17 protein-coding genes, 1 tRNA gene and 4 pseudogenes are annotated in these 26,047 nt (G+C 33.5%); 14 read left to right on the forward strand and 8 right to left on the reverse strand.

Annotation, left to right across the window (positions count from 1 at the left end; genetic code table 11):
- The first annotated feature begins 287 nt into the window (after window positions 1-287).
- From ABWU45_RS01505 to ABWU45_RS01530, 6 genes and pseudogenes are all read left to right on the forward strand, one after another.
- Window positions 288-2,342 carry a hypothetical protein gene (locus tag ABWU45_RS01505; RefSeq protein WP_353278718.1) on the forward strand — a complete coding sequence of 685 codons (2,055 nt, stop codon included), beginning with the start codon at window positions 288-290 and terminating at the stop codon, window positions 2,340-2,342.
- Complete coding sequence (locus ABWU45_RS01510) at window positions 2,343-5,006, forward strand: ankyrin repeat domain-containing protein (protein WP_353278720.1); 2,664 nt, start codon at window positions 2,343-2,345, stop codon at window positions 5,004-5,006.
- A 412-nt stretch (window positions 5,007-5,418) separates the two neighbouring features.
- On the forward strand, window positions 5,419-7,131 hold the full coding sequence (locus ABWU45_RS01515; RefSeq protein ID WP_353278721.1) for a hypothetical protein: 1,713 nt from the start codon (window positions 5,419-5,421) through the stop codon (window positions 7,129-7,131).
- A gap of 272 nt (window positions 7,132-7,403) precedes the next feature.
- Window positions 7,404-8,732 carry an IS4-like element ISWen1 family transposase gene (locus tag ABWU45_RS01520; protein ID WP_353278337.1) on the forward strand — a complete coding sequence of 443 codons (1,329 nt, stop codon included), beginning with the start codon at window positions 7,404-7,406 and terminating at the stop codon, window positions 8,730-8,732.
- Window positions 8,733-8,811: 79 nt separating this feature from the next.
- Window positions 8,812-9,399: pseudogene (locus ABWU45_RS01525) on the forward strand (transposase); the annotation flags it as partial.
- An 80-nt stretch (window positions 9,400-9,479) separates the two neighbouring features.
- Window positions 9,480-10,536, forward strand: a pseudogene (locus tag ABWU45_RS01530) (IS481 family transposase).
- 356 nt (window positions 10,537-10,892) lie between these two features.
- On the opposite strand, the gene odhB reads toward ABWU45_RS01530, so the two are convergent.
- Window positions 10,893-12,065, reverse strand: coding sequence for a 2-oxoglutarate dehydrogenase complex dihydrolipoyllysine-residue succinyltransferase (gene odhB / locus ABWU45_RS01535; RefSeq protein WP_064085656.1), 1,173 nt, complete (start codon window positions 12,063-12,065; stop codon window positions 10,893-10,895).
- A 151-nt stretch (window positions 12,066-12,216) separates the two neighbouring features.
- On the opposite strand from odhB, the gene ABWU45_RS01540 reads away from it, so the two are divergent.
- From ABWU45_RS01540 to ABWU45_RS01550, 3 genes are all read left to right on the forward strand, one after another.
- The gene (locus ABWU45_RS01540) at window positions 12,217-13,869 is read left to right on the forward strand and encodes a hypothetical protein (RefSeq protein ID WP_353278723.1); all 1,653 of its coding nucleotides are present in this window, start codon (window positions 12,217-12,219) and stop codon (window positions 13,867-13,869) included.
- Window positions 13,870-14,104: 235 nt separating this feature from the next.
- Window positions 14,105-14,800 (forward strand): polyprenyl diphosphate synthase, encoded by a 696-nt coding sequence (gene uppS / locus ABWU45_RS01545; protein WP_063630495.1) that lies wholly within the window; start codon window positions 14,105-14,107, stop codon window positions 14,798-14,800.
- Window positions 14,790-15,416 carry a phosphatidate cytidylyltransferase gene (locus ABWU45_RS01550; protein ID WP_007302837.1) on the forward strand — a complete coding sequence of 209 codons (627 nt, stop codon included), beginning with the start codon at window positions 14,790-14,792 and terminating at the stop codon, window positions 15,414-15,416. Before uppS ends, ABWU45_RS01550 begins: the two co-directional genes overlap by 11 nt.
- A gap of 15 nt (window positions 15,417-15,431) precedes the next feature.
- Here ABWU45_RS01550 and ABWU45_RS01555 read toward each other — a convergent pair whose 3' ends face one another.
- Both ABWU45_RS01555 and coaD read right to left on the reverse strand, forming a co-directional pair.
- A complete protein-coding gene (locus ABWU45_RS01555; RefSeq protein ID WP_007302836.1) occupies window positions 15,432-15,641 on the reverse strand; it encodes a zinc-finger domain-containing protein in 210 nt (69 codons plus the stop codon).
- Window positions 15,642-15,712: 71 nt separating this feature from the next.
- Window positions 15,713-16,219 (reverse strand): pantetheine-phosphate adenylyltransferase, encoded by a 507-nt coding sequence (gene coaD, locus ABWU45_RS01560; protein WP_264375308.1) that lies wholly within the window; start codon window positions 16,217-16,219, stop codon window positions 15,713-15,715.
- A gap of 74 nt (window positions 16,220-16,293) precedes the next feature.
- Between coaD and ABWU45_RS01565 the strand changes: the two genes are divergently transcribed.
- Together ABWU45_RS01565 and ABWU45_RS01570 are read left to right on the forward strand one after the other, a co-directional pair.
- Window positions 16,294-16,366: transfer RNA gene (locus tag ABWU45_RS01565), tRNA-Phe, on the forward strand.
- A gap of 60 nt (window positions 16,367-16,426) precedes the next feature.
- The gene (locus tag ABWU45_RS01570) at window positions 16,427-17,365 is read left to right on the forward strand and encodes a gamma-glutamyl-gamma-aminobutyrate hydrolase family protein (protein WP_010401296.1); all 939 of its coding nucleotides are present in this window, start codon (window positions 16,427-16,429) and stop codon (window positions 17,363-17,365) included.
- A gap of 231 nt (window positions 17,366-17,596) precedes the next feature.
- On the opposite strand, the pseudogene ubiH reads toward ABWU45_RS01570, so the two are convergent.
- A pseudogene (ubiH, locus tag ABWU45_RS01575) lies at window positions 17,597-18,754 on the reverse strand (2-octaprenyl-6-methoxyphenyl hydroxylase).
- 139 nt (window positions 18,755-18,893) lie between these two features.
- On the opposite strand from ubiH, the gene ABWU45_RS01580 reads away from it, so the two are divergent.
- Both ABWU45_RS01580 and ABWU45_RS01585 read left to right on the forward strand, forming a co-directional pair.
- Complete coding sequence (locus ABWU45_RS01580; RefSeq protein WP_353278725.1) at window positions 18,894-19,283, forward strand: hypothetical protein; 390 nt, start codon at window positions 18,894-18,896, stop codon at window positions 19,281-19,283.
- A gap of 46 nt (window positions 19,284-19,329) precedes the next feature.
- Window positions 19,330-19,951 (forward strand): annotated as a pseudogene (locus tag ABWU45_RS01585) (IS6 family transposase).
- 133 nt (window positions 19,952-20,084) lie between these two features.
- Here ABWU45_RS01585 and metG read toward each other — a convergent pair.
- The 3 genes from metG to ABWU45_RS01600 form a co-directional block, all read right to left on the reverse strand.
- Complete coding sequence (gene metG / locus ABWU45_RS01590; RefSeq protein ID WP_353278727.1) at window positions 20,085-21,614, reverse strand: methionine--tRNA ligase; 1,530 nt, start codon at window positions 21,612-21,614, stop codon at window positions 20,085-20,087.
- Window positions 21,615-21,759: 145 nt separating this feature from the next.
- A complete protein-coding gene (locus ABWU45_RS01595) occupies window positions 21,760-22,662 on the reverse strand; it encodes a hypothetical protein (RefSeq protein WP_353278728.1) in 903 nt (300 codons plus the stop codon).
- An 81-nt stretch (window positions 22,663-22,743) separates the two neighbouring features.
- Window positions 22,744-24,147: an NAD(P)H-dependent flavin oxidoreductase gene (locus ABWU45_RS01600; protein ID WP_353278729.1), complete on the reverse strand. Its 1,404-nt coding sequence runs from the start codon at window positions 24,145-24,147 to the stop codon at window positions 22,744-22,746.
- 134 nt (window positions 24,148-24,281) lie between these two features.
- On the opposite strand from ABWU45_RS01600, the gene coaE reads away from it, so the two are divergent.
- Entirely contained in the window at window positions 24,282-24,860 is a 579-nt protein-coding gene (coaE, locus tag ABWU45_RS01605) for a dephospho-CoA kinase (protein WP_353278731.1), read from the forward strand.
- Here the strand turns inward: coaE and ABWU45_RS01610 are convergent.
- A complete protein-coding gene (locus tag ABWU45_RS01610) occupies window positions 24,850-26,034 on the reverse strand; it encodes a ribonuclease D (RefSeq protein ID WP_353278732.1) in 1,185 nt (394 codons plus the stop codon). The two genes, coaE and ABWU45_RS01610, sit on opposite strands and share 11 nt — an antisense overlap.
- Window positions 26,035-26,047: the final 13 nt, after the last annotated feature.

Below are 26,047 nucleotides of genomic sequence, written 5' to 3' on the forward strand. Positions count from 1 at the left end.
CTAAATAAATTATTACTAATTTAGTATATCTTTTTGTTAAGAATTTAAACGATATATCTACACTTTTTTAAGAATTTATCTAATTTAATCAGAAATCAAAAGAAAAGCACACTGTTACTCAGCAATCAAAGTTACTTAGGATTACCGTGAGGTTTCTACAGTAAATTTGTAGAGCAGTTTAGTACAGCTGTATAAGAATCAAATGAATTAGATGTCAAAACCAATCTTCAGAAAAGAGGTTTACGACCAAACAATTCAAATATGAATATTAAAATATAGGGGGCTTTATGTTAAGTAAAGAAAATACAGGGAAACAAGTAGCAGATAATCAATCTAGGTTAATAAGAATGCAAAAAGAAGACACACTGCTATCTAGTAGTCAGCAAATATTACAGCTGGAAGGTTTTACAATAGGGAAAGCAATTGGAAAAGGGGATTGTTTCTTTGATGCAGTTGCACAAGGACTTAAGCAATTAAAACCTGAAATGAACTTTACTGTGAAATCTTTAAGAAATATTTGTAGGCTGTTCGCAGAGAAACAACTTGGTCTTGATTCGTCATGGCTTACAGAAGCGTTAAAAAATGATGGTAGAAGCATTTCTGATTATATTTCACGAGTTGAGTTTACCGCAGATGATATTAAGAAAGGATCTAAAGCAATAGATAAATTAAAATTAACTACGGCTATGTGGGGTCTACCAGAAATTGATGGAAGAATAATTTGTATAGTATATAAGGTAAGATTGCATTTTATTGAAGAACACATTACTTCCGATGGAAGAAAGGTAATAACGCATCACCTTATTGATAAGGAAGGTTACCAAAAGGATATATTAAATAGCGAGATTCTTAGTAAGAAAATTTACTATACAAAAGATACTATACATATAGTAAATCAGGGAGGTCTTCATTTTCAACCAATCTTAAGAGGGACAATACAGCAAATGTCACTTTATTATTATAAAACCATGGCTAGTGAAAAAAAATTGGACAGTGAGTCTGTTTATTTTCGACAAAATTTCGAAGCAGAAATGAAAGATGTCACAGACAATCAAATGGACTGTGAAGATTATAAAGAATCTAGCCCTGTTGTAGAGGTGTTGCCTGATGAGTCAATAATGGAAGCAACAGTTGATTATGAAGACAGATTATCTGATGAAGAACTTCAGCATGAACGAAGTCAAGATAGTCCTAGAGTAACAAGAGCTTCATCTATAAGCAGCAGTAGTACATTGTATAGTGCATTGATTGATTGTAGGTTAACGGTAGAGGATATAGGTCTTACAGATGATGAAATAGTGAAAAGAGCAACTTTTTTTGTTAAGACTTTTGTTAAAGAATTCGAAAAAAAACTATTTCAATACTCTGAAGAAGTAAAACCAGGTTCAAAAATAGAAAAAACAGGTAAAATATTAGGTCTGGTTGATTCAACTATAAAGAGTGCTATTCCACCAGGTATGCGAGTAATTCCTGATAAAGCAATTGAAATGATAGGTTATCTTTCTGCAAAAGAGCATAAGAAAGGAGTAAAAAGTGTTTCTTCAACAGTTATGCCTTTAGAAGGTAGAACAAGAGAGATTTTAGTAGATGCTAGTTTAGAAATTTTTCAAAAATTTGAGGGGCAGTTTACTGGGATTATGGATGTTAGTAGCCTTTCTTGGGAGAGAGGGATTGAGAAATTAGCAATAGATGCTGTATCTAGAGTAATAAATTATATTTCAGCTAATAAAGAAGAACTTTCCGTTGATCTTATAACAAAAGGTGTTGTTTTAGGTGAATCAAAAGCGAGAACATTTGCTAAGCAAGTTTTAAAAAAACCAGCGAAACTTTTTGAGTCAGAAGCATTTCAGTCTGGATATAAAGTGAAAGATAAACAAAGTGGTAAAATTTGGATAACCCCAGGATTATATACAGGAGTAGGAATAAAAAAAGTAAATTATGATACTACTGAATATTATCAGTTGAGGAAACATAATGCTGAAAAATATGTATATAGACTTCCTTTTACATGGGAATTAGAAAAGTGGTGGGAGGTAGACAAAAAGTATAGGCTTGTTAACTTACCTAAAGAAGAAGAGTATGTGCATATTTTAAATGAGAAAAAAAAGAAAGAATTGGCTGGTAATATATTAAAAGAGATTAATGGAAACGATTCAACGAAAAGAAAAGATATAGAAGAACTGTATGAAAAGATCAAGAATTTCCAAACAAAAAAAGAGGAAAGTGTACGTCCGTTTCTCTTTAATTTGGACCATTTACCACAATTCTTTGTAGAAAGAGGAAATATGTTAAAGATGTTAAACGAGAAGTTAGACATTGAAAAACAAGAAGAAATACCATGAATGGTCTTAATTCATGGAGGCTATGGAGTAGGAAAAAGTGAACTAGCTAAAAGTTATGCGCATAATATAAAGAGTAAAGGTAACGTTATATGGATAAATGCCAAATCATGTAGCACTCTTTCAAATTCATTTTATAGTTTAGCTAAAAAATTAGGAATTCCTACAGAAGGTTATCAAGGTATACAAAAAATAAATTCTGGTATGGAAGGTAGAGAGCAAGTAGATTACAATGATGTTCAAAAGAAAAGAATTGAATCTATTGTTGATAATGTATATGAGAAACTTCAAGATGTAGAAAGTTATTTTATTTTTGATAACGCCAGTCAATATAATGAGATTAAAAAATTTTTGCCGCCTTATGGTTTCATTTTTGGTGGAAAACAGCCTTACATCTTAATTACTTCTCGCAATAAGGATTGGAAAGAAGAGATAGAAAAGATAAATTTGGATAAAGGATTTTCTTCAGCAGAAGCCTTAATGTTTATTGAAAAAGCCTTAGGAATAGAGGATAACTCACACTTACAGATTTACGAGATGGTAAAGTTAGTAAAAGGGTTGAGTTACTTTCCATTAGCTTTAAAAGAAGCAACAAAATACATTAGAGAAGAAGGTATTAGTATTAGTCAATACCTAGAACGCTATAGTAAAGTAATGCAAGAATCAAATCTTGATTGTTTGGAGGAACAAGATATCTCCCCAGAATTATTTACGACTTTGAAGGTCAACTTTGACAAAATAAAAGAAGAAAAAGATATTGGACAACAATCGCATGATATTTTAGCCTCTATGGCTTACTTGAGTCCTGATCAAATTGATACAGCAGAAATTTTTCTTCATAAGAAATCAGAAAACGATCAGCAAAAGGTTTTGGATGCACTTAATCTACTTGATAAGTTCTCAGTGATTGATTTAGAGGAATCAATAGCAAGAGTTCATATGGGAGTACAAAAAACAATAAGATTAGAGAAAGAACAAGCAGGAACAGAAGAAGAAATTTTAAGAGAGATTATGACATCATTTTGCCTTACAAATGCAAATCACGCTATATCTGTTTGGAGTCATGCAAGTAAATATGACAGGTTAGTTAATGAATTTATTGATTCTCTTTATGATGGAAGTACTATCTTACATTTACTAGCCAAAGATGGTAATGAGAAAGTTATTAAACGTATATTAAAGAAAGTAGATTCAAATAAATTAAGTAAAATTGTTAATGCTGTTGATAAAATGAAATTTACTTCTTTAGACTGTGCTGCCATGCATGGTCACTTAAAGATAGTTAAATGCTTTATAGAGAAAGGAAGTGATTTAGATGGAGATAATCGCGACCTTACCTCTTTACACTGGGCTGCTGTATGTGGTCAACTAGAAGTAGTTAAGCATTTTATTGACAATGAATATTGGGAAGTTGATAAGTTGAGTGGAGAGGGTGGTGCTCCTTTACACTATGCTGTTATCAGTGGTAATATAGATATTATTAAATATCTTATAGAAAAAGGGGCCAATGTAAATCTACAAGATGAAAGTTCAGGGCCCTTGCATTTTGCTATTGAAGAGAATCGTTTAGATATTGTTGAATACCTTGTAGAGGAAGGAGCTGATGTAAATCTACATGATAAAAATGATATGAGTCCTTTACACTATGCTGTTATCAGTGGTAATATAGATATTGTTAAATGTCTTGTAGAAAAAGGGGTCAATGTAAATCTACAGGATAAAGATGGTATGAATCCTTTGTATTTTGCTACTCAAAATGGTCGTAAAGATTATATGAGTCCTTTTTGCCATGCTGCTGAAAGTGTTAGATTAAATATTGCTAAATACCTTATAAAGAAAAAGCTGTTTATTATGAATGCGAATCCATATGATAAAAATTGTATGAGTTCTGTGTGCCATCCTGCCATACATGATCACTTAGATAGTGTTAAGTACCTTATAATGCAAAGAACACTGGTAGATTTACGGAACAAAGGTAGTATAAGTCTTTTGGACTTTGCTGCCATATGTGGTCATTCAGATATTATTGAATATCTTGTAGGAAAGGGAGCTAATGTAAATGAACAAGACAAAGATGGTATGAGTCCTTTGCACTTTGCTGTCATATATGGTCACTCAGGTATTATTGACTATCTTGTAGGAAAGGGGGCTAATGTAAATGCACAGGATAAAAAGGGTGTTAGTCCTTTACACCTTGCTGTCATATATGCTCACTTAGATAGTGTTAAGTACCTTATAGAGAAAGGGGCTGATATAAATCTAAAGGACGAAGGTGGTATGAGTCCTTTATTTTATGCTCTTACCATTATCATTGGCCGCCCAGATATTGCTTGCTACCTTACTGAATATTCTTCTTTAGTGCGAAAAGAAGTTAATGTGAAAGTTAAACTCAAGAATTTTTTGCATGAAAGACAACAGAGGAGATCTGCGCATTTAAACGAGCCTAAAAAAAGAAAATTAGAAAATATAAGTGCAACATTTGAAGAAAATGCATCAAATATACAATTGCTTCAAAGTAGTCAGAATCCACCATCTGACATGTCAATGCAATTTGAAGGTTTTGCTGATAGAACGGGAAGCATGGTTAGCGTAACTAATGAGACACCTATGTTTTTATTTGATAGCGTTGCTGTAGAACCTCTGAATAACAAGAACTTAAGAAGATAATTTGACAGTAAGCTATTAATTTTATAAGAGGAATATTCAAAAAACCCGAGAAATAAAGTAATAAATTGATATAAAGAAAAGTTCGTATGTTACACATGGTAGACCATGAGATTCCAAAGGAACTTGTTCTCACGGTAGTAGTTTTTGTTGTTGGAAATGGTTATATTGTTTAAATTTTTAGCAATATGTAATACTAATTCATTAAAAAATGGAAGAGAAGAATTATGGTAAGAAAAGTTTATGCTTATCTTATAATAAAAGTGCAATAGAAATTTTCCTAAAGAAAGCAAAAATCGCAGAAGTATACAAAAAAAATATAAGCATTTATAGTACTCAAAAATGTAAGTACAGTAATGTTAAAAACTATTAAGTATTTATGCTGCATAATGTATCTATAGGTTAGAGGTAATTTATGAACGAAACACAACAATCACAGAAAAATATTCAATATAAAATGTTAAGAGCGGCTGATAATTATAAAGCATTTAGGGAAGCTGCTGCTGAAGGTAATATTGAAATGTTGAAATTTCTATTGGACAGAGCAAAATTACTAGATGTGCAGTATAAAATGTTGGCAGTTAATGATTATGAAGTATTTAGAGAAGCTGCCAGTAATGATAATGCTGAAGTATTAGAGCTGCTGCTGAATAGAGTAGAATTACCAGAAGAACTACATGCAATGTTAGCAGTGAAGAATTATGAAGCATTTAGAGAAGCTGCTGTTGAAAGTAATATTAAAGTATTGGAGTTTCTATTGGACAGAGCAAAATTACTAGATGTACAGTATAAAATGTTGGCAGCTAATAATTATGAAGCATTTAGAAAAGCTGCTTATGCGGGGCACACTGAAGTACTGGAACTTTTATTGAATAGAACAGAATCATCAGATGTACAGCGTGAAATGTTGGTGGCTAATGATTATGAAGCGTTTAGAGAAGCTGCAAATGATGGTGGTGATATTGAAACGTTGGAGTTTCTATTGGACAGAGCAAAACTACTAGATGTACAGAATAAAATGTTGGCGGCTAATGATTACGAAGCGTTTTGGGAAGCTATCAGTGAAGGTAATATTAAAGTGTTGAAGTTGCTGCTGGATAGAGCAGGATCACTAGAAGAACTACATGCAATGTTAGCAGTGAAGGATTATGAAGCATTTAGGGCAGTTGCTGACAGTGGTAATATTAAAATATTGGAGTTTCTATTGGATAAAGCGAAATTACTAGATGTACAGAGTAAAATATTGGCAGCTAATAATTATGAAGTATTTAGAGTAGCTGCCGGTAATGGGAATGTTGAAGTGTTAAAATTGCTGCTGAATAGAGCAGAATTACCAGAAGAACGACATGCAATGTTGGCAGCCAATAATTATGAAGCGTTTAGAGAAGCTGCTGCTGAAAGTAATATTAAAGCATTGGAGTTTTTATTGGATAGAGCAAGATCGCCAGAAGAACAACATGCAATGTTGGTGGCTAATGATTGTCAAGCACTCAGAATAGCTACCAGTGAAGGTAATATTGAAGTATTGGAGCTGCTATTAGATAGAGCGGGATCGCCAGAAGAACGACATGCAATGTTGGCAGCTAATAATTATGAAGCGTTTAGAGAAGCTGATATTGAAGTGTTGGAATTTCTATTAGATAGAGCAAGATCACCAGAAGAACTACATGCAATGTTGGCAGCCAATAATTATGAAGCATTTAGAGAAGCTGCTGCTGAAGCTGATATTGAAGTGTTAGAATTTCTATTAGATAAAGCAGGATCGCAAAAAGAACAATATGCAATGTTAGCAGCTTATGATCATAAAATGCTTTCTTCCCATATAATTGAAAGCCATGCATATTCTTCTGAGGAGTTCAAAAGGGTGTGTCTTGAAGCTGTGACAAACTATAGTGGTAAGGAAATGCTTGATACAGTGCAGTCAAACCTTTTTCCTTATAGTACCCGTCAAAAAGTAGATGAATCCTATCAAGTGAAAAAGCGAAAATTTGAGGCAATAGAAGATTTATCAAAATCACAGCCAGGACCTTCTGGATATGAACCACCATCAAAGCATCCTCAAAGAAAAATGTCATGTGTAAATATTGAACCAGGAAATGGAGAAAGAGAGAAGGTAATGAAACGCTGAGAAAACATTCAAAAAAGTGTGTCAAATCAAAAAATAAATTGATATAAAGAAAAGTTTGTGTAGAACATTTAATAGACCAACACATCCAAAATAAACACTTCTCTCATTAGCTGATTTTTACTGCTGGAAATGGTTATATTATTTAGGTTCTTAATAAGAAGAGATGGGAATGTTCAAAAAAGCATACGCGTCAAGTTAAGGAAATAAAGGTATGAAAGAGATAGAATAATAAGGTATAAGTTCTCCCAGATATACTTTTAGTGAGAGAACCAATGAATAAAATAACTAGCTTATCAAAAAAGCTCAAAGAATTTTTTAATGAAAAAGCAGACAAAATCTCAATTACAACAAGGTTTATAAAAAGAAAGAGAAAGCTAAAAGGTTCATCGTTCGTAAAAGCCATGGTCTTGGGTAATATAGGGGTTGATAATTGTAGCGTAGAAACAATGTGTCAATTACTAAACGAGGACTCGATAGATATAACAAAACAAGGTTTGGATTTTAGATTTACTGAAGAAGCAGTGGAATTTATGAAAAGGATGTATAATGAATCTGTGGTTCTCTTCAAAAATATCTTGCAAGTTGATTGCAAAATCTTACAGCAATTTAATAGTGTTAAATTATTGGACAGTAGCTATATTACTCTACCTAACAGTATGGAAGAGATGTATAAAGGTTATGGTACTAGCTACAGTGGCTATGAAAGCAATACTAAGTATGGAATAAAGTTACAATTAGTTTTCGACTACATGAATCAGATAATAGACCAACTTAATTTAACGGAGGGAGTAAGATCAGACCAGGGATATAGGAAACATTTAAGTAATATATTAAGCAATGATTTGCTAATATCTGATCTCGGTTATTTTGTGCCAAGTTCTTTTAAACAAATCAATGAAATAGGAGCTTATTTCATAAGTCGTTATAAATCCGATACCAACATATATGATGTAGAAACAAATCAAAAAATGGAGTTATTAGAATGTTTAGAGGATAAGTTATTTTTAGAAAACGAGGTATTGTTAGGAAAAGAAGCAAAAATTAGAGTAAGAATTATATGTCAGAAACTAACTGAAGAACAGTCTATGGCCAGAAGAAGGAAAGCTAATAGACTAGCAAGATCGCAGGGATATACATCCTCTAAAAGAAATCAAAAATTGTTGAACTGGTCAATATTTATAACTAATGTTCCAGAAAATAAAATTAGTGCTGAGCAAGTATTAACGATTTACAGAGTAAGGTGGCAAATTGAGTTATTATTTAAATTGTATAAAAGCCATATCAGACTTGATAAGCTAAAAGGAAAGCCATGCAGAGTATTATGTGAACTATATGCTAAATTGTGCGCAATTCTTATATTTCACGGCATAGTTGGTTGCACAGAAGTGAAAAAGAATACAGAACTTAGCTTAACAAAGGCATTTATTGAGCTAAAAAGGCGGGTTAGAGAGTTATTTTTAGCACTAAAGAATAAAGTTAATAGTTTGAAAGTTTTTCTTAAAAAGCTTACCATAACTTGGTCTCGATTTTCATTAAAAGACAAGTACAGAAAAACTAGAGTATCTACCTTAACTTCCCTGAATTTACTTACAATCTCTTAACTTGACGCGTATGGTTCAAAAAAGTGTGTCAAACCGAGAAATAAAAATAAAATAGAAACAAAAAATAGAGGTTTGATATATGAGTTACAAAATAGAAAATGGAACGACTGGCCTGGTAGATTACAAAGAGCTGGAAGCAAATATACTGTCATCAATAAGGGAAGGTAAACCATTGATGGGGAGAGATGGAGCATTAACACCATTTGTAAAAAGGCTGCTGGAAGCAAATCTAGAAGGTAAAATAGAGCATCATTTATCCAATGAAAGAGAAGAAAAGAATCGAAGAAACGGAAAGAATGGCAAAACTTTGAAGACGAGTGCAGGTTCATTTGAACTATTGACACCAAGAGATAGAGAGGGAAGTTTCGAACCACAGATAGTGAAAAAAAGGCAAACAAGCTTACATCCAGAACTTGAAACAAAGGTCTTGAACATGTTTGCAAGCGGTGTGGGATACAGGGATATAGCATCCTATGTGGAAGAAATCTATGACCATAAAATATCTGCAGCAGAGATATCTGGAATTACAGATAAATTACTACCTATAATCAATGAATGGAGGAGTCGTCCCCTACAATCAGTATACCCGATAGTATTTATGGATGGGATGTTTTTTAAGGTCAAAGAGAATGGAAATTGCATAAGTAAATGCATGTACAATATATTAAGGTGTAATAGTTTAGACTTAATCTGACAGGCAAACAAAGTAAGATAAAAATATAAACAAGTTTTAAAGGAGTGTCAGATATGAATACAACACAAGAAAAAATACTAAAACCAAAGTTGGGATTGCTAGAACTTGCAAAGCAATTAGGAAATGTATCACAGGCGTGTAAAGTAATGGAGGGATACATTTTACCGCTTCAAAGAACTGTATGAAACAGGAGGAGAAGAGGCTTTACACGAGATAAGCAAAAGCAAGCCATTGTATGCAAATAGAGTGTCGGAGGATATAGAAAAAGCAGTAGTTGAAATAGCAATAGAGTTTCCAGCATACGGACAAGAAAGAGCAGCAAACGAACTGAAAAAGAGAGATCTCTGCAAGTGGAATAAGATCAGTGTGGCAAAGAAACGATCTTGAAAATTTTAAAAAGAGGTTAAAGGCATTAGAAGCAAAAGTAGCTCAGGATGGTATCATTTTAACAGAAGAACAGATAACAGCTCTAGAAAAGGCTAAGGAAGAAAAAGAGGCCCATGGAGAAATTGAAACAGAGCATCCAGGATACTTAGGTAGCCAAGACAGTTATTATGTTGGTAATATCAAAGGTATTGGACCAGCAAACCTTTGTTGATACCTATTCCAGAGTTGCTTTTGCTAAGCTTTACACAGAAAGGACTGCTATCACAGCTGCAGATCTTCTTAATGATAGGGTAGTACCGTTCTTTGATGAACAGAAAGTATCATTGCTACGTGTTTTGACGGATCGTGGTACAGAGTATTGTGGCAGACCTGAAAATCACGCTTACCAGCTATATTTAGGGGTAGAAAATATTGATCATTCTCGAACCAAAGCTCGTTCTCCACAGACTAATGGCATATGTGAAAGGTTCCATAGAACTATGCAAGATGAATGTTACAATATTATCTTTAGAAAGAAAATTTACACCTCTTTGGCAGAACTTCAGTTAGACGTAGACCATTGGGTGCATTCTTACAATAGATCTAGACCACATTCAGGTAAATATTGCTATGCCTATGCAAACCTTTTTTGATAGTATGCATATTGCTTATCAGAAAAATATTGATAGCATTAAACAGGATGCTGATATCGGTTTTGACTTTGTCAATTCTTCTGTCAGATAATTCATGCCTGTCAGATTAAGTCTAAACTATTACACAACAACATTAGTATAAGGAAAACTTACAATTTAACCCACTGGAAAAAGAAGACAAGGTATGAAATACGTTCACGTATCGAGAGTTTTTTCCTGAGGCTCAAAAAAACATTTGGATTTAGTTTTAAGAATAAATCTGAGGTAAATCGCTCTCAAGAGGTGCTTTTAAAATGCTATTTGATTAATAACTTTACTGATATAGGTATGCCTATTTTCAAATTTGCCCCGTAAATTCCTTTCATTACTCCTCCTCATTCCTTGCCATTCAACAAAGCCACCCATCTTGAAAACTTCAGAAAAACTTACTTGTCGCTTTTAACCTGCTTAAATTTCCAAAACCAATCTATTTGGATCTTCTATGTAATTTTTGATTTTCACAAGGAAAGTAACTGCTCCTTTGCCATCAACTATTCTGTGATCGTAAGAGAGGGCAATGTACATCATAGGTCTGATTTCAATTGAGCTACTCACAGCAACTGGTCTATTTTGTATTGAGTGCATGCCAAGTATTCCAGATTGCGGAGGGTTTATTATCGGAGTAGAAAGAAGTGAACCATACACACCACCGTTTGAGATAGTAAATGTTGCACCTTCCATTTCCGATACTTGCAGCTTACCTTCTCGTGCTTTTTTGCCAAGAGCAACTAAGGTTAGTTCAATTTCAGCAAATGACATTTGATCAGCATCACGAATAACTGGTACAACAAGACCTTTGTCAGTGCCAACAGCAACACCTATGTCATAGTAATTTTTATATACAATTTCATCACCTGAAATCTCAGCGTTAATCTCACGAATTTCTTTTAGTGCTTGCACTGCTGCCTTTATAAAAAACGACATGAAACCCAGTTTTATTCCATATTTCTTTTCAAAAGTTTCTTTATACTTTGCCCTCAGATCCATGACGTTTTTCATGTCAATTTCATTGAACGTGGTCAGTATTGCAGCAGTATTTTGCGATGCTTTCAAACGAGCAGCTATTACTTGCCTTATTTTGCTCATTTTCACTCGCTCTTCTCTTCTCTCTCCACTTACTACACTTTTTGGCGATTCATATTGTTTTACCGGAGGTTGTTCAGCTTTACTCATATGGTCTATCACATCCGCTTTAGTTATTCTTCCTCCCATGCCAGTTCCTTTTACATTTTCTGCACTAATTGCATTTTCTTCCATAATTTTACGAGCTGAAGGGGCATCTTTTTTATCAGCGCTTTCGCCTTTATCTTCTTTTTTCACTTCTTCTTTTACTTCTCCTACAGCAAGTTTTGCCAGTAATTGATCAGGGCTAATTACATCATCTTCTTTCACAAAAAATTCAGTTATTTGTCCTGAAGCTTCTGCAGTTAGTTCTAGCGCCGTTTTATCAGTTTCAATTTCAAAGATCAAGTCATCTACTTTTACTGCTTCGCCGATATTTTTCTTTATTTTTACTATACCTTCCGTAACTGATTCACCACCAAGAGTTTTTGGCGCTCTGATTTCTATAATTTTGCTCATAAAATAACTTCTACATAAAACTTTCTATAAATTTATACATGAAAAGAAACATAAATAAACTAATAAATTCATTAGGCCTTTTATCATAATGCTTGATTATTTCCTCCTAATACATGCAAAATTAAAATACTAAGTAAATTGAAATAAGATTATGGATTTTGATAAGGCAGGCAATGCAGAAGACTTATATAACGAAAAACTTCAACTGATATGTAAGACTTATGGCAGAGAATTACTATCAAATCAAAGAGTTGTTGATGGCATCAATTCAATGGATTACAGTAAGCTTAAAATCTTATGCAAGTATCATAATAAGTTTAGTCACAAAGGTATTGAAGAATTACTATTAGATGAGAGCATTGTTAATCACATCAACGATTATGATGATGAAATGTTTAGGTCCATGCTAAATGATGCACCTGCGGAGCACAATATTCTAGAAATACTAAAAGTTGGGAAGGTTTGCAATATCAACAATGAATTCGAAAGTAGTGATAGTGAGGAGAATTATGATTACGAGGAAGATGAAAAAAATGATCCGAATAACTTCGCTAAAGAAGCACTAGGAAATAAAGGAATTAATGAAAAACATGTTGATGATGTTCAGTTTTGCAACGATGCAGATGTGGGAATACCACTAGAAAATCAAAATGCTATTAGGAATATCCGTTTTATTCAATGGATGATAGTTGAGAGTGATGGTAAGCTTAGTGAGCAAAATGTTACAGAATTACTAAAAGATTCGAGTTCTATTGATCGAATTAACTCTCTTGATGATCAAAAGCTTCAACTTATACTCAAGAGTGATAAGTTTAGTGGTGAAAATATTATAGAGTTATTAGGAAATCAAAGAGTTGTTGAATACCTCTATTTTATTGATTATGAAAAATTTGAACTCATTCATAATAGTGATAAGTTTAATAGTAGCAAGTATGCTAGTAGCAGTCACAAGGTTATAAGGTTGCTAGAAAATCAAGAGCTTGTTAAGCACATCAATTTTATTGATTATGAAAAACTTCAATTCATACTTTGTAATGATAAGTTTCTTCTTAGCGATATTATAATACTACTAAAAAATCAGGAGGTTGTTGAGAATATCATTTCTTTTAACATTGAAAAATTTCGACTCATATTTTATAGTGATAAGCTTAACTGTGTAGATACAATAGAATTACTAGAAAATCAGAAAATTGTTGATTGCATCGATTCGATTGCTCTTAAGAAATTAGAACTCATATTTAATAATGGGAATTTTAGTTTTGAAAATATTATAAAAACACTAAAAGATCAAAAAATTGTTGATTGCATCAATTCAATTGCTCCTGAGAAATTAGAACTCATATTTAATAAGTTTAGTTCTCAAGATATTATAAAAGTACTAGAAGATCAAGATGTTGTTAAGGGCATCAATTCTGTTACCAATAAAGAGCTAAAAGCAATAACAGATAATGTTACTGGTAAGGTATTCATCAGTATATTTAAAAATTTTGAACCTAGCGTAAAGTCAACTTTGAGGTTTGTCATACCTCTGTTTAGAGCTGGTCGAGTCAGAGATATTAATATCGATTATTTGAATAACAAAAATAGTGTTTACAATGATATAATTGAACATCTTTACTCAGAGCCGAATATAGAGTTGCTTATTAAACATTTTTGCCCAAATCTGGATATAATATCGCTTGTAGAATTCCCTACATTCGAGAAAAATATCACATGCGAAGAACCTGTGTCAAAATTATATAATTTATCTTTAGAGCAGGTTATTGAGAATATCAATTCACATAAAAGAGCTAGGTATTTCTAATAACACCAAATTCATTTATTTATAATAATTTTACTATATCGTAAAACCATCTATATCAGACTATTTTTACTATATTTTCTTGGTAAAATCACTGGCAGCTGACACCGAGGTTGAGAAAATTTTTGTAATATAGACTATCAATGATTTTTCAGTAATAATATAGTTTTAGGTGGATATAGTGAACGTTTCATACAGAGATATAGACATTAAGCTAATTAGAACAGGTTGAATTCAAATGTTGAATCTAGAATCTCTGCCAAAACATCTAGCAATTATTATGGATGGTAATGGTAGGTGGGCAAACAATCAAGGAAGGGTAAAAATTGATGGCTATAGAAAAGGCAGTGAGGTTGCATTTGATATTGCTAAGCATTGTACAGTCCTGGCCATACCTTACTTAACTTTGTATGCATTTTCCATGGAAAATTGGCTCAGATCTGAAAACGAAACAGACTACCTATTTAATTTATTTTACTCCACTTTAACTAATGAAGATAAAATGAAATTCATTTACAATTGTAACATTAAGTTAAATTTTATTGGCAATTTAAGTCTATTGCCCAGTAAAATATTCGATCAAATCAAAAAAGCAGAAGAAGTGACACATAAGAACGATGGTCTATTACTCACTGTTGCAGTTAGTTATGGAGCAAAGCAGGAAATTATACATGCTATCAACAACGTCATAAAAGGAAATATTGATTGCGTATTGGAAGAGGAATTTGAAAAATTTCTGTATACTAAAGATTTGCCAAAATTGGATTTATTAATTCGCACTGGTGGTGAAAAAAGGTTAAGCAATTTTTTATTATGGCAAGCAGCTTATGCTGAATTGTATTTTTGTGATACTTTGTGGCCCGATTTTTCTTGTCAAGATTTGACCAAAGCACTAGAAGATTATACAAAAAGAGAAAAAAAATATGGTAGATAATAACTTTATGGTTAGAATATTGTCCTCAATAGTAATATTACTCATATTTTCTTTTGCTACATATTTCAGTGATTTATCATTTTATCTACTAATTTTTTCAATTGCAGTTTTATCTTCTTTTGAATGGTATAATCTAACTCAGGGCAATAGAATCTTATACATTTTCGCATTACTATTAATCGCACTACCAAATGCCTCGCTAATATGCCTATATAATCTACCACAGGGAAAATATGCATTAGTATGGCTTATCTTAACTATTTGGAGCATCGATATTGCTGCCTATTTTTTCGGCAAAAATTTTGGTAAAACTAGAATTTGTCCAATCATTAGCCCTGGGAAAACTTGGTTAGGACTTTTTGGTGCAGTCTTAGCTGGAATAGTGTGTACAATTTTTGGCTCAATATTTTTGAGTTTATTTCCAATTTTTTATTCTCCAATAATTGGTTTGATAGTTGCTATTCTAGCCCAACTTGGAGATTTCACTGAGTCACTCATCAAAAGAGTTTACAATGTTAAAGATAGTGGAGGTATTATACCAGGCCATGGAGGAGTACTCGACCGTATGGATAGTTTCATTTTTACTGCCCCTCTCATTGCTATTTACATAAGCTAAAAAAATGAAGTACTATTAACCTTTGGTTCTTTCCTTCTTGCTTATTACTTTCACCTCAACAGATTGAAATTCTTCGGCACTCACTATTTCATCCATTGACTTATTACAATAAGGACAATACATTTCTCCTTCTTTGTGTAAGTATACTATTGGATGACCAGAACCATCATCATTCTCATCACCACGGCAGCAAACTATTACATTATTATCCCTCACTTTTAACATGTCTCTCCTTTAGCTTACAATATTTTACACATCTAACATACTCTTTTGGAAATAAAAAAGACAACAAATACTTATTCTCCATTTTCTACCCTATTTAGATTAATCAATTCACTTTGGACACTTTTTGACACAAAGTTGCTAACATCTCCTCCTAATCTCGCTATTTCCTTTACAAAACTTGATGAGATAAATTGAGTATCCTCAGATGCAGGAAGAAATATAGTTTCGATTTCAGGAAAGAGCTTATAATTTACCCAACTCATTTGAAACTCGTAATCAAAATCCGATACTGCTCTCAGTCCTCTAATAATAACAGAAGCATTTTGCTCTTTGGCAAACTTCACTAGCAACCCATTAAAGGATATAATATCTGCATCAATTCCTGCTCCTTTCACTTCATTTTTAGCCATGCTTGTGCGTAGACTTATGTCAAAATTAGTATGTTTATTAACATTCTCTGCAACACCAATTATCAACTTATCGACTAGCTTACATGCTCTTTTTATTATGTCAAGGTGCCCAAAAGTTATGGGGTCAAATGTACCAGGATAAATTCCTATTTTGTTACTAATGTTCATTCTTTGTTTCTATACTTCAAAAACTTTTGATGGACATGATAACGTTTTTTATCTAAAAATGAAAGTACGTAGTTGGCCTGATAGCTCAGTTGGTAGAGCAAAGGACTGAAAATCCTTGTGTCGCTGGTTCGATTCCTGCTCAGGCCACATTCTTTTTCTTAATGTTCTATAATATATTATAATATTAATATAATTATTTAGGAAATAATGTATAAATGTTACAATAGAATATTTAATATACTATTAATTACATTTCTACTATTGAGTAATATCGCTTATAGTGAAAAAGTAAACAAAGAATTATCTGCTTTGACAGTGGAAAATGCAGTAAATTATAATATAATTGTTGGTTTATTGCAAACAGATGAATCTCAAAATATCTATGAGATATTCAATAATTTTGGGGTTAAAACTATATTCATTGACTACGACAAAATAATTAATCTAAAAGAAATCCAAGAAGAGTTCGCAAAACAAGATGAAATATTGGCAAAAAAGCTGATACTAGATCGAATAAAAGTTGAAGTTGCAAAATTTATCAAAGAGCAAAAGATAAACAGAATATTTATTTCAGATAACTTTCATTCAGCTCTTAACCCTTACCGCCAGCTTGTGAATGAAGCAATTGTAAAAATAGTAGATGACAATCCTACAATTCATTTGCTTGCCATATGCGGTGGTTTACAAGACATTATGCATGCAAAAGAAATTGAAATAACAAATGTTGTTAATGATGAGAAGAATCATTTAAAATCATCATCCTATCCACAAAAAGAGAATATATCTCTTCAGCAGATAAAAATTGTTCCAGGTAGTCGTTTGGAAAAAGTGGTAGCTAGATTTTTACTACCTAATCAAAATGGCTGGTTTTCAACTTATTTTCCGAATGCTCATTCAGGTACAGTAAGTAATACTACAGAGAATAGAAGAAGGCTAGAGCTACTTGGATATAAAATTGCAGCATTTGCCAATGACGGGGTAATAGAAGCTATCGAAGATAAGCATGGTAATATTTACTTTCAAAGTCATCTAGAAGCCCTTGTTGTCAAATCAGATAAAAACTCTCGTTTGTCAAGCCAAAAGGTACGTCAGGTTTCAACACTAGTTGCTATAGCGATTATAAATGATTTTCTTCATCGCGTTTAATGCTAAAATAAGGAAAATCATTTAATGTCATGCCAGTACCCTTTTTCTTGTCATTCCAGTGCGTGACGCTGGAATTCAGTTTTTCATTTCATCAAATTTAGCATAAGCTCAAGTTTGCTTATAAATTTTTCTGGATGCCAGTGTCTGGGCACTGGCATGACATTATGGAATTTGGGCTCCAGTGTCAACTACTCTAATGACACCTGATTATGATGAAAGAAATCTAATGATTTATATAAACCCCATAGCATGTCGAACGAAGCTTTTTTTAAGAAAATCTGAATTTTCAACTACCATTAAACCAAGATTGCTCAGAACTTTAACGCAAAGTATTCTGTTGGAAAATATTCTATTTAGTCCATCAGTTGCAAGTGCCATAGTAAAATTATCAAAGTATCTATCACGTGAAATTTTCTTCAATAGATAATTACTGCCAACATCAATGCCAGAGGATTTTGCAGCAGTTATTTGTCTAATAACACTCTCTACATCTCTCATTCCAAGGTTAAGTCCTTGACCTGCAACTGGATGGATTGAATGTGCTGCATCGCCAATAAGCAAAATTCTGCTTTTATGAAGCTTTCTCGCAAAAGTAAAACTCAAAGGGTAAGATTTTCTTTCACCCTCTAATTCAATTTCTCCCAAATAAGAACCAAATCTTTTTTTGAGTTCTATGATAAACTCCTCTTCAGATAAGCTCATCAGCATTTTTGAAATTTCGCATTTTTCTGTCCAAACTATTGAAGAAGTATAGCCACCTTTCATTGGCAAAATTGCAAATGGACCACCAGGAAAAAACCGCTCTACAGCTAAGTTTTGGTGATGTAGTTCATGTTTTACATTAAATACCATGCTATTTTGTTTATAATCAAATTTTATCATTGGTATAGAAAACAACTCTGGCAACTTAGAGTTTTTACCTTCAGCGCAGATAAATAGTGATGATATCAATTTTTGATCATTATCAAGAGTAACTTCCATTTATCCTTCGTCACAAGAGATTGTCTTATAGGAACGTGGAGAATATATATTGAGTTTATGCAAAAAATTGTTATTGATTGCATTCCATATAATAGCGCTCTTGATTACGTAGCCCATTGGCTCTTCACCAACCATTTTATGGTCATAATGCACAGTAAATGGACTATCTCCATCTAATATGCATATATCAAGTATTGGTTCAGCTTCGCCTTCTAAGAGCCGCTAAATCCCTAATTTTTCTAGTATTTTTTTTAATCCTTGAGAAATAGCAAATGCTCGATTATCATCAACTGCACGTGATAAACTATTTTTCTCAATTACGGCTACAGATACAGAGTCATTACTCAGGCCAATAGCAGTAATAAGACCAATTAGCCCACTACCTGAAATGATTACATCGTAATTCATTTTATTAACCTAAAATTACATTCTACCCATTTTGAAAATAGTTTAAACAAACTTTGTAGACACTGAACTTCTCATTACTATCTTAGTTATAACCAAAATAGTAATAAAATATTAATTATTTTATTAAAGGAAACAGCTTATGACTACAGATTGCAAAAAAGAATTACTAAATTGCATTAACAAGTACAGAGAAGAACTTGCAGAAAATAAAGCAGCAATTAGACAAACTTTAACTAGCGATAAAATTAATATAAGCGATTACTTTTATCAGGGTGATAAAATCTGTAACGAAGAAATATTTAATGCAGGAAGCGAGTGTTATGGTACAAAATATGGTGGGAAACAAAAATATACATATGATGAGTGGAAGCCAAAAATTGAAAAATCTAAAGCTAACGAGTTGTTAAAAGACAAAAATTTGCAAGAAACGTTAAAAAGCAAAGATTCGCAAGAAGAGTTAAAAGGCAAAATATCAAAGAGTCTTGAGGATTATAAACAGTATCATGAAAAGGTTCTGTCGCATTTGTAGGGAAGTAGAAAGAAGAATGATATAATTGTCTAAAAAAAAAGCAAAGATGTTTCGTATCAATCAAAAATTGTTGCCATATTTCAAAGGATTTAGCTTTTCAGAGGATGTTATCTGTATACATGAAATATCGATTCTCTTTGAGCTATCGAGATTTGGAAGAAATGATGAGTATAAGGGGAGCAAAATGCTACGTCACAAAGGTGGGTTATCACCACTGATAGATGAGGCAGTAAGGAAAAGAAAGAAGCAGGTTGGTAGTAGTTGGAGAGACTTACATTAAATTAAACGGTAAATGGGTTTATTTATATACTGTAGACTTGTGTGTTAGTAGAGACAAGTCTGCAGCACTTGCATTCTTTCGTAAAGCCTTCAGGAGTAACTATCTTCCTGAGAAAATTGTAATTGATAAAAGCGGCAGTAATACTGCTGCTCTTGATGATTTGAATGCAGAAATTTCTGAAGATTACAGTTCTTCAAATAAAATATCTAAATAATATTGTTGATAGATTTATCAAAAAACTAATAAAGCCAATGCTTGGGTTTAAAAGCTTCCATTTCGCAAAGATTACCATCACAGGCATAGAAAATATTCGTATGATTCAAAAAAGACAAATTATTAAAATAATGTTTCTACTTTTGAGAATTTTGCTATGTTAATGGCTTCATAACTCCTATAATCTCAGCTTTTTTCCTATGGTTTATAGATGCGACAGAACCTTTTTTTTGACTCTGTTGAATTAAAAAGGCTAACTACAGAACGGCCAACTCAGTCTAGTCTTGTAACGGCTTACTAAGGATTCTTTAAATATCGATCCTCAAAAAAATCGGCGTAGGTTTAGGCAGTGTAATGCCTAAGCTTACACATGCGTTGCACAGAGATTTTAAATCACGTTGTTCTTTTGGAATTTGCAACTGATCGAGTATCATTTTTGCTGACTTTGGAGCAATTGGCTGCAGCAAAATGCCAATCATTCTAATGTATTCAAGTAATTTGTAGATTACTAAATCCATGCGCTCTCTATCGGTTTTACTGAGTGTCCAGGGTGCACTTTTATCTATGTAAGCATTGGCCTTGGAAGAGATATTGATAATCAGGAGTATAATCTGGTTAAATTCATACTTTGATAGATGATCCATTACTTGATCAATTATGGCTTTGCAATTTGGTAAACTCTCATCATCTTTAAGCAAATTGCGATCGACCACTGGTACAACTCCAAAGCATTGCTTGTGCAGAAATGAAATTGTTCTTTGCACTAAATTGCCTATATTGTTTGCCAGCTCTGAGTTTATGCGGCTGATCATGTTCTTCTTACTGAAATTACCATCTTGACCGAAACTTGCTTCCCGAAGGAGAAAATAGCGTAGTTGATCAACACCAAACTCTTCTGCCAGACCAATTGGATCTATAACGTTACCAAGGGATTTGGATATTTTTTCCCCCTCGTTCAGCCACCAACCATGAACTGCAATTTGCTTTGGCAGTGATAAATCTGCTGCAAGGAGGATCGCTGGCCAGTATACAGCGTGAAAACGCAATATGTCTTTACCGATCACATGAACGTTGAAGGAGTTTGTCCAAAATTTCTTATATTCCTCATCTTCTATATTAGGAAAGCCTATTGATGTGAGATAGTTAGTGAGCGCATCTATCCAAACATAAATTACGTGCTTGTCATTCCCTGGTACTTTTATTCCCCAATTAAAACTAGTACGAGAAATCGAAAGGTCAGTAAGTCCTGATTTTACAAACGATACCACCTCGTTTTTTCTGCTCTCAGGAAAGATGAAATTCGGCTGATTTTCGTATAACTCTAGTAATTTATTTTGCCAACTTGACAAACGAAAAAAGTAGCTCTCTTCTTTTATCCACTGAACTTCAGCACCTGTTGGTGCTCTGCCATCTATCAACTCTGATTCCTGATAAAACGCTTCATCACGAACTGAATACCAACCTGAGTAAGAATTCAGATATATTTGCCCTCTCTCTTCAAGCCTATTCCATAGAGCTATAACTGCTTTTTCATGACGTTCTTCTGTGGTGCGAATAAAATCATCATAATAAAAGTTCATTAGCTCAGCCAATTTTCTGAACGTAACACTTATTTCATCTGTAAATTCTTTTGGCTCTATTCCCTTTACCTTAGCCGCTTTTTCAATTTTCTGTCCATGTTCATCTGTACCAGTAGTAAATTTGACGTTCTTTCCAGCTAATTTCATAAATCTAGCTGTAACATCACAGATAAGGGAAGTATATGCGTGGCCGATATGTGGCTTGTCGTTTACGTAATATATTGGCGTAGTGATGTAAAAGCTCTCAAATTGCTCCATCTTGTAGTGCTTAAAGCTTTATCGTATCTGCACTAGTAATAAAAATCAATACATATCCTACCAGACAAGCAATCTGAAAATCCATTATACCGCTGCGTGTTGCAGCGGTATTCTCGATTAGTAACTTATGCTTTAGCTATTAGCCTTAGCACAAACCTCCAAACTGTTGTGTCAGATTAGGAGTAGAAAACAACCCACCAGGTCTGGTTTCATCATAAGAAGGAGCACTTGGAGCAGTATTAGGATCTTGAGGAGAGTAAGGAGGTGGTGGTTCAAGATTAGAAGAATCTCTAGAGCTGTACCCAGGTCCTTGTTTAGGATAATTATCTACCGCTTCTTTAGCTCTCTCAATATTTTCTGACTCTTTCTCATGCTTCATATGAAAAGCCAAACCACCAGCAAAACATACAAGAGAATTAATACCAAGAATGACTAAACCCCAAACTGGTAAGACTGGGTTAATAGCGCAACCTACCAAAGCTGCTAAAGAAATTGCACCAACTGCAAATTCTATATTTCTGAACATTTTAAGTTTATTATCCAGGTAATCTACCTTTTCTGATTTTCTAGCCGTTTTTTCGCTGCTGTTGTACCAAACACACATTAAAGCATGGAAAGCAACACACGCAACTACAGCTACTATCCCTAAAGCTAATAATTTCCTGCTGTCTTCTGAGTCTTTTTTCTTATCTTCTCTGCTTTGGTAGCCAACAGTATCAAAACCAGGGTTATTTATAACTGTAGTACGACCACCAAACAGGTTGCTAAGTAGTAAATAATCCCAAAAATCTAAACCTCTATTATCATGTACGTGCGTGACTTGAGGGCCTGTAGTTTGTTGCCTATTGCTTCTATCATATTTTGTACTGTTCTGCTCATTAGTTGGATTATTGAGCTTAAATTCCTTATACGCATTTTCAAAACTTTTATCACTCCAGTTCTCAATATTTTGCATATCAAGAGAACGTAAAAATTCTTGAACACCATTGTCACTGCCATTTTCTTTTATATAGGCAAGTGCATACCTTTTTAAAACACTATCACGCATAAAAGTTCCCCCTAAATTAAGGTTAAATTAATAAACATTTATTATAACAAAGTAAAGTTTACTTGTCAATTCAACCATACCCTAATACCCAGTTAATATCCTTCCCACCAGTTCTTTTACTGTCGGTACGTAGCCATTTTCATAAAATGGGTCTTGCTTAAATCTGTACACATTGTGTCCAGAAAACATGAGTTCATTTTCAACATTGCCGTCATGTACAATGTTTTGCAGTGTCTTTTGTATACAGAAACTCCGTGGGTCTGGCTTTCGCCCTGTTGAATGGTCACCATGATCTTTCCAATTGCTAAACAGACAATGGCTTAAACATCCCATGCAATTAATTTGATCTTGTCTTATTTCCGCAAATTTGCCTGGTGTCACAAAAATAACAGTTGTATCTGGAGTTTTCATTACCTCTGTATACCCTGCTTTAATCCATGCATTTGCTAGCTCTTTGTCTTTTACAGTGAGGTAAATCTTTCTACCTCTGCTACCCATTGCAAATTCATTATTAAACTCTCCGCTTGCACTTTCCGAAAATTTTATTTGACGTGAATTCCTCTCCTGTAGCTCACGTATGAAGTTATTTCTTACTGCAGATGAGTAAAACCCTGTTGGACTAAATTTGTTTAAAAATACATCACCTTCTTCTAAAGTAAGTAACTTCTTTTTCCACTCTGTAGAAATCGGGCTTTCTTTTGTTAAAAGTGGACGAGTGCCAAACTGAAAAGCTATTGGTCCGATTTGTAAATTGTCAAACCAATGTTCCCAATCCTTCAAATGCCACACTCCCCCTGCCATAACAATTGGCGTTTCAGTAAGACCAATCTCGTTCATGAAAGATCTAAGCTCTGCAACTCTTTCAAATGGAGCCTGCGGTAATTCTGGGTCTTCACTATTACTCAAGCCATTGTGACCACCAGCAAGCCACGGATCCTCATATACTACTCCACCAAGTAAAAAAGAAGATATTTTTTGATAAGCACGTTTCCATAACGCTTTAAAAGCGCGTGCTGATGAGATAATAGGGTAATAATAAACTTGATATTTAGCTGCAATTTCTCCGAGTCTGTAAGGCATACCAGCACCGCAAGTGATGCCATGAACTAAGCCTTTTGCTTTTTCTAATATGCCATGAAGGACTTGTTCTGCTGCTCCCATTTCCCAAAGCACGTTCATATGTATTCTTCCACGGCCTTTTGATATTTCATTCGCTATTTTTGCTTGACTAACTCCAGCCTCAATACTATACTTAATTAATTCCTCATGTTTTTCATTTCTTGTTTTACCCCTATAAATCAGTGGCACCAACTCTCCATTGTCATCAATAAGTTTAGCATTTGCACCAGAAAATGTACCAACAGCATCTGCTGCAGCAAACGCCCCACTTGATCTTCCATCACTGATTGCAATGCCTTTGCCGCCCTCGATGATTGGCCACACTTCTTTCCCTGAAATCACTATCTTTTTTATCTTATTTTTCAAAATTTCCTCTTAATCTTTCACTCTATTTTACTTAATTACTAAAAAAATCATAGCTTTTCTTTTTATACCTATGCATTCAGTTTTAAATAGGCATAGGAGATGCTATAAATATAGTTTTATAAGAAATTTGCTATATGATCATAGGTTTAACAGGTGGGATTGCAGTTGGAAAGAGCTTTGTAGCCAATTGCTTTAAAGAATTTGGTGCCGCTTTGTTTGATGCCGACTCTGTCGTGCACCAGCTTTATAAAGTGGACAAAAACATAATAAGTTATGCAGAAGAAAAATTTCCTGGGGTGGTAGTAAATGGTAAAATAGACAGAGCAGTATTGTCTGAATATTTTTTAGCCTATGATGAAAATTGGAAACAATTCCAATCTTTAGTGCATTCCGTTGTGCGAAATGAATTAGAAATTTTTATTGCTCAGGAGAAAAAAAATGATAGAAAATCTCTAGTTCTAGACATTCCACTCCTGCTGGAAACGAGATTCCATTTGTATTGCGATTTTATTGTTTTTATCCATGCAGATAGCGCTGTACAAGCTCAAAGGCTCAGTGAGCGTAATATGGATAAAGAAAAGCTGAATCTAATGTCCAGTATTCAGCTACCTATTGAAGAAAAAAGGCAAATGAGTGATTTCATCATCGATACCAGCGCAAATGTTCTTTCTCAAGTGAAAGATATAATAAACTCGTTAGACCTCAACACGTGATACGGTGATTCTCCACAAGATTACTCCGAATTTTAGCTGTACTATCAGCAGATTTTACCATTAAAATCTCAAACCTTGAGCCTGCGTTCAAAAATGATTCAACTGACTTACCGAAAAAATCATATCTCCACCCCTTGAATAGTTTATCTATCTGCCCAGATATTGAACCAGCTAACTCATCTTTTGATGAAACTAACTTTCTTGATATGTTATTTTCCTTACATTTGCTCTCTAAAATAATCGAGAGTATATCAAATACAGATTTATCATAATTATCTGACAGAGTATAATTTTGCTGCACAAACTCCTTCTCATTCTCATTGAAAATATTCATAAATTCTAATAAATCTTCCTCTTTTATATTTTTTGTGTTCCTCTCAAGATCATCTAAAACCTCGTCAATACGCTCCACATTTTTTTCAATAAGACCAATTATTACAGCATTATTAATTACTTTATTACGATTGATGTTATAGCGTTGTGCTAAAGTCTCTTGCCACTCACTCACTGCTTTAACAACTAACATTAGCCTCGGATTTGCTTCATAGTTAAATTTAATCCTCCTCCATGCATCTTTTGGACTATGCAAATACTTATTTATATCAACCAATAATTCCATCTCTTCTTGAAACCAACTCATCCTATTACTTTCTTCAAGTTTATTGCACAATATTTGGTATAGATCATATAGATATACCACGTCGTTTATTGCATAGTCTAGTTGATCCTCAGACAATGGACGCCTTAACCAGTCTGAATTTTTAGCTTTAATTTTATCCAGTGCTATTCCTTGATATTGCTCTACTACTTTTGAATAACCAATAAAGTCATGATAATAATGGCAAAACATAGCAGCAACTTGGGTATCAAAAATAGGAGTGGGAACACATTTAAACACAGTGAGTAAGGATTCTATATCCTGCCTGCAGCTATGAAACACTTTGATTATTCCTTGATTTAGCATCATTTTCTTAATGAATGATAAATCAATTTCTGGCACTAATGCATCTACAATAAAACTCTTCTCTCCGTAAGAAATTTGAATTAACGATAATTTTGGGTAGTAGGTTAAATTATTTCTAATGAACTCCGTGTCAATTGCTATAAATTTTGGATCTTTTTCCATCAATTCTTTACATGCATTTTCCAGTTCCGATGTCGTACTAATTAGCATATATTGTTTATTC

The sequence above is a fragment of the Wolbachia endosymbiont (group B) of Longitarsus flavicornis genome (assembly GCF_964028135.1).
Taxonomy (GTDB): Bacteria; Pseudomonadota; Alphaproteobacteria; order Rickettsiales; family Anaplasmataceae; genus Wolbachia.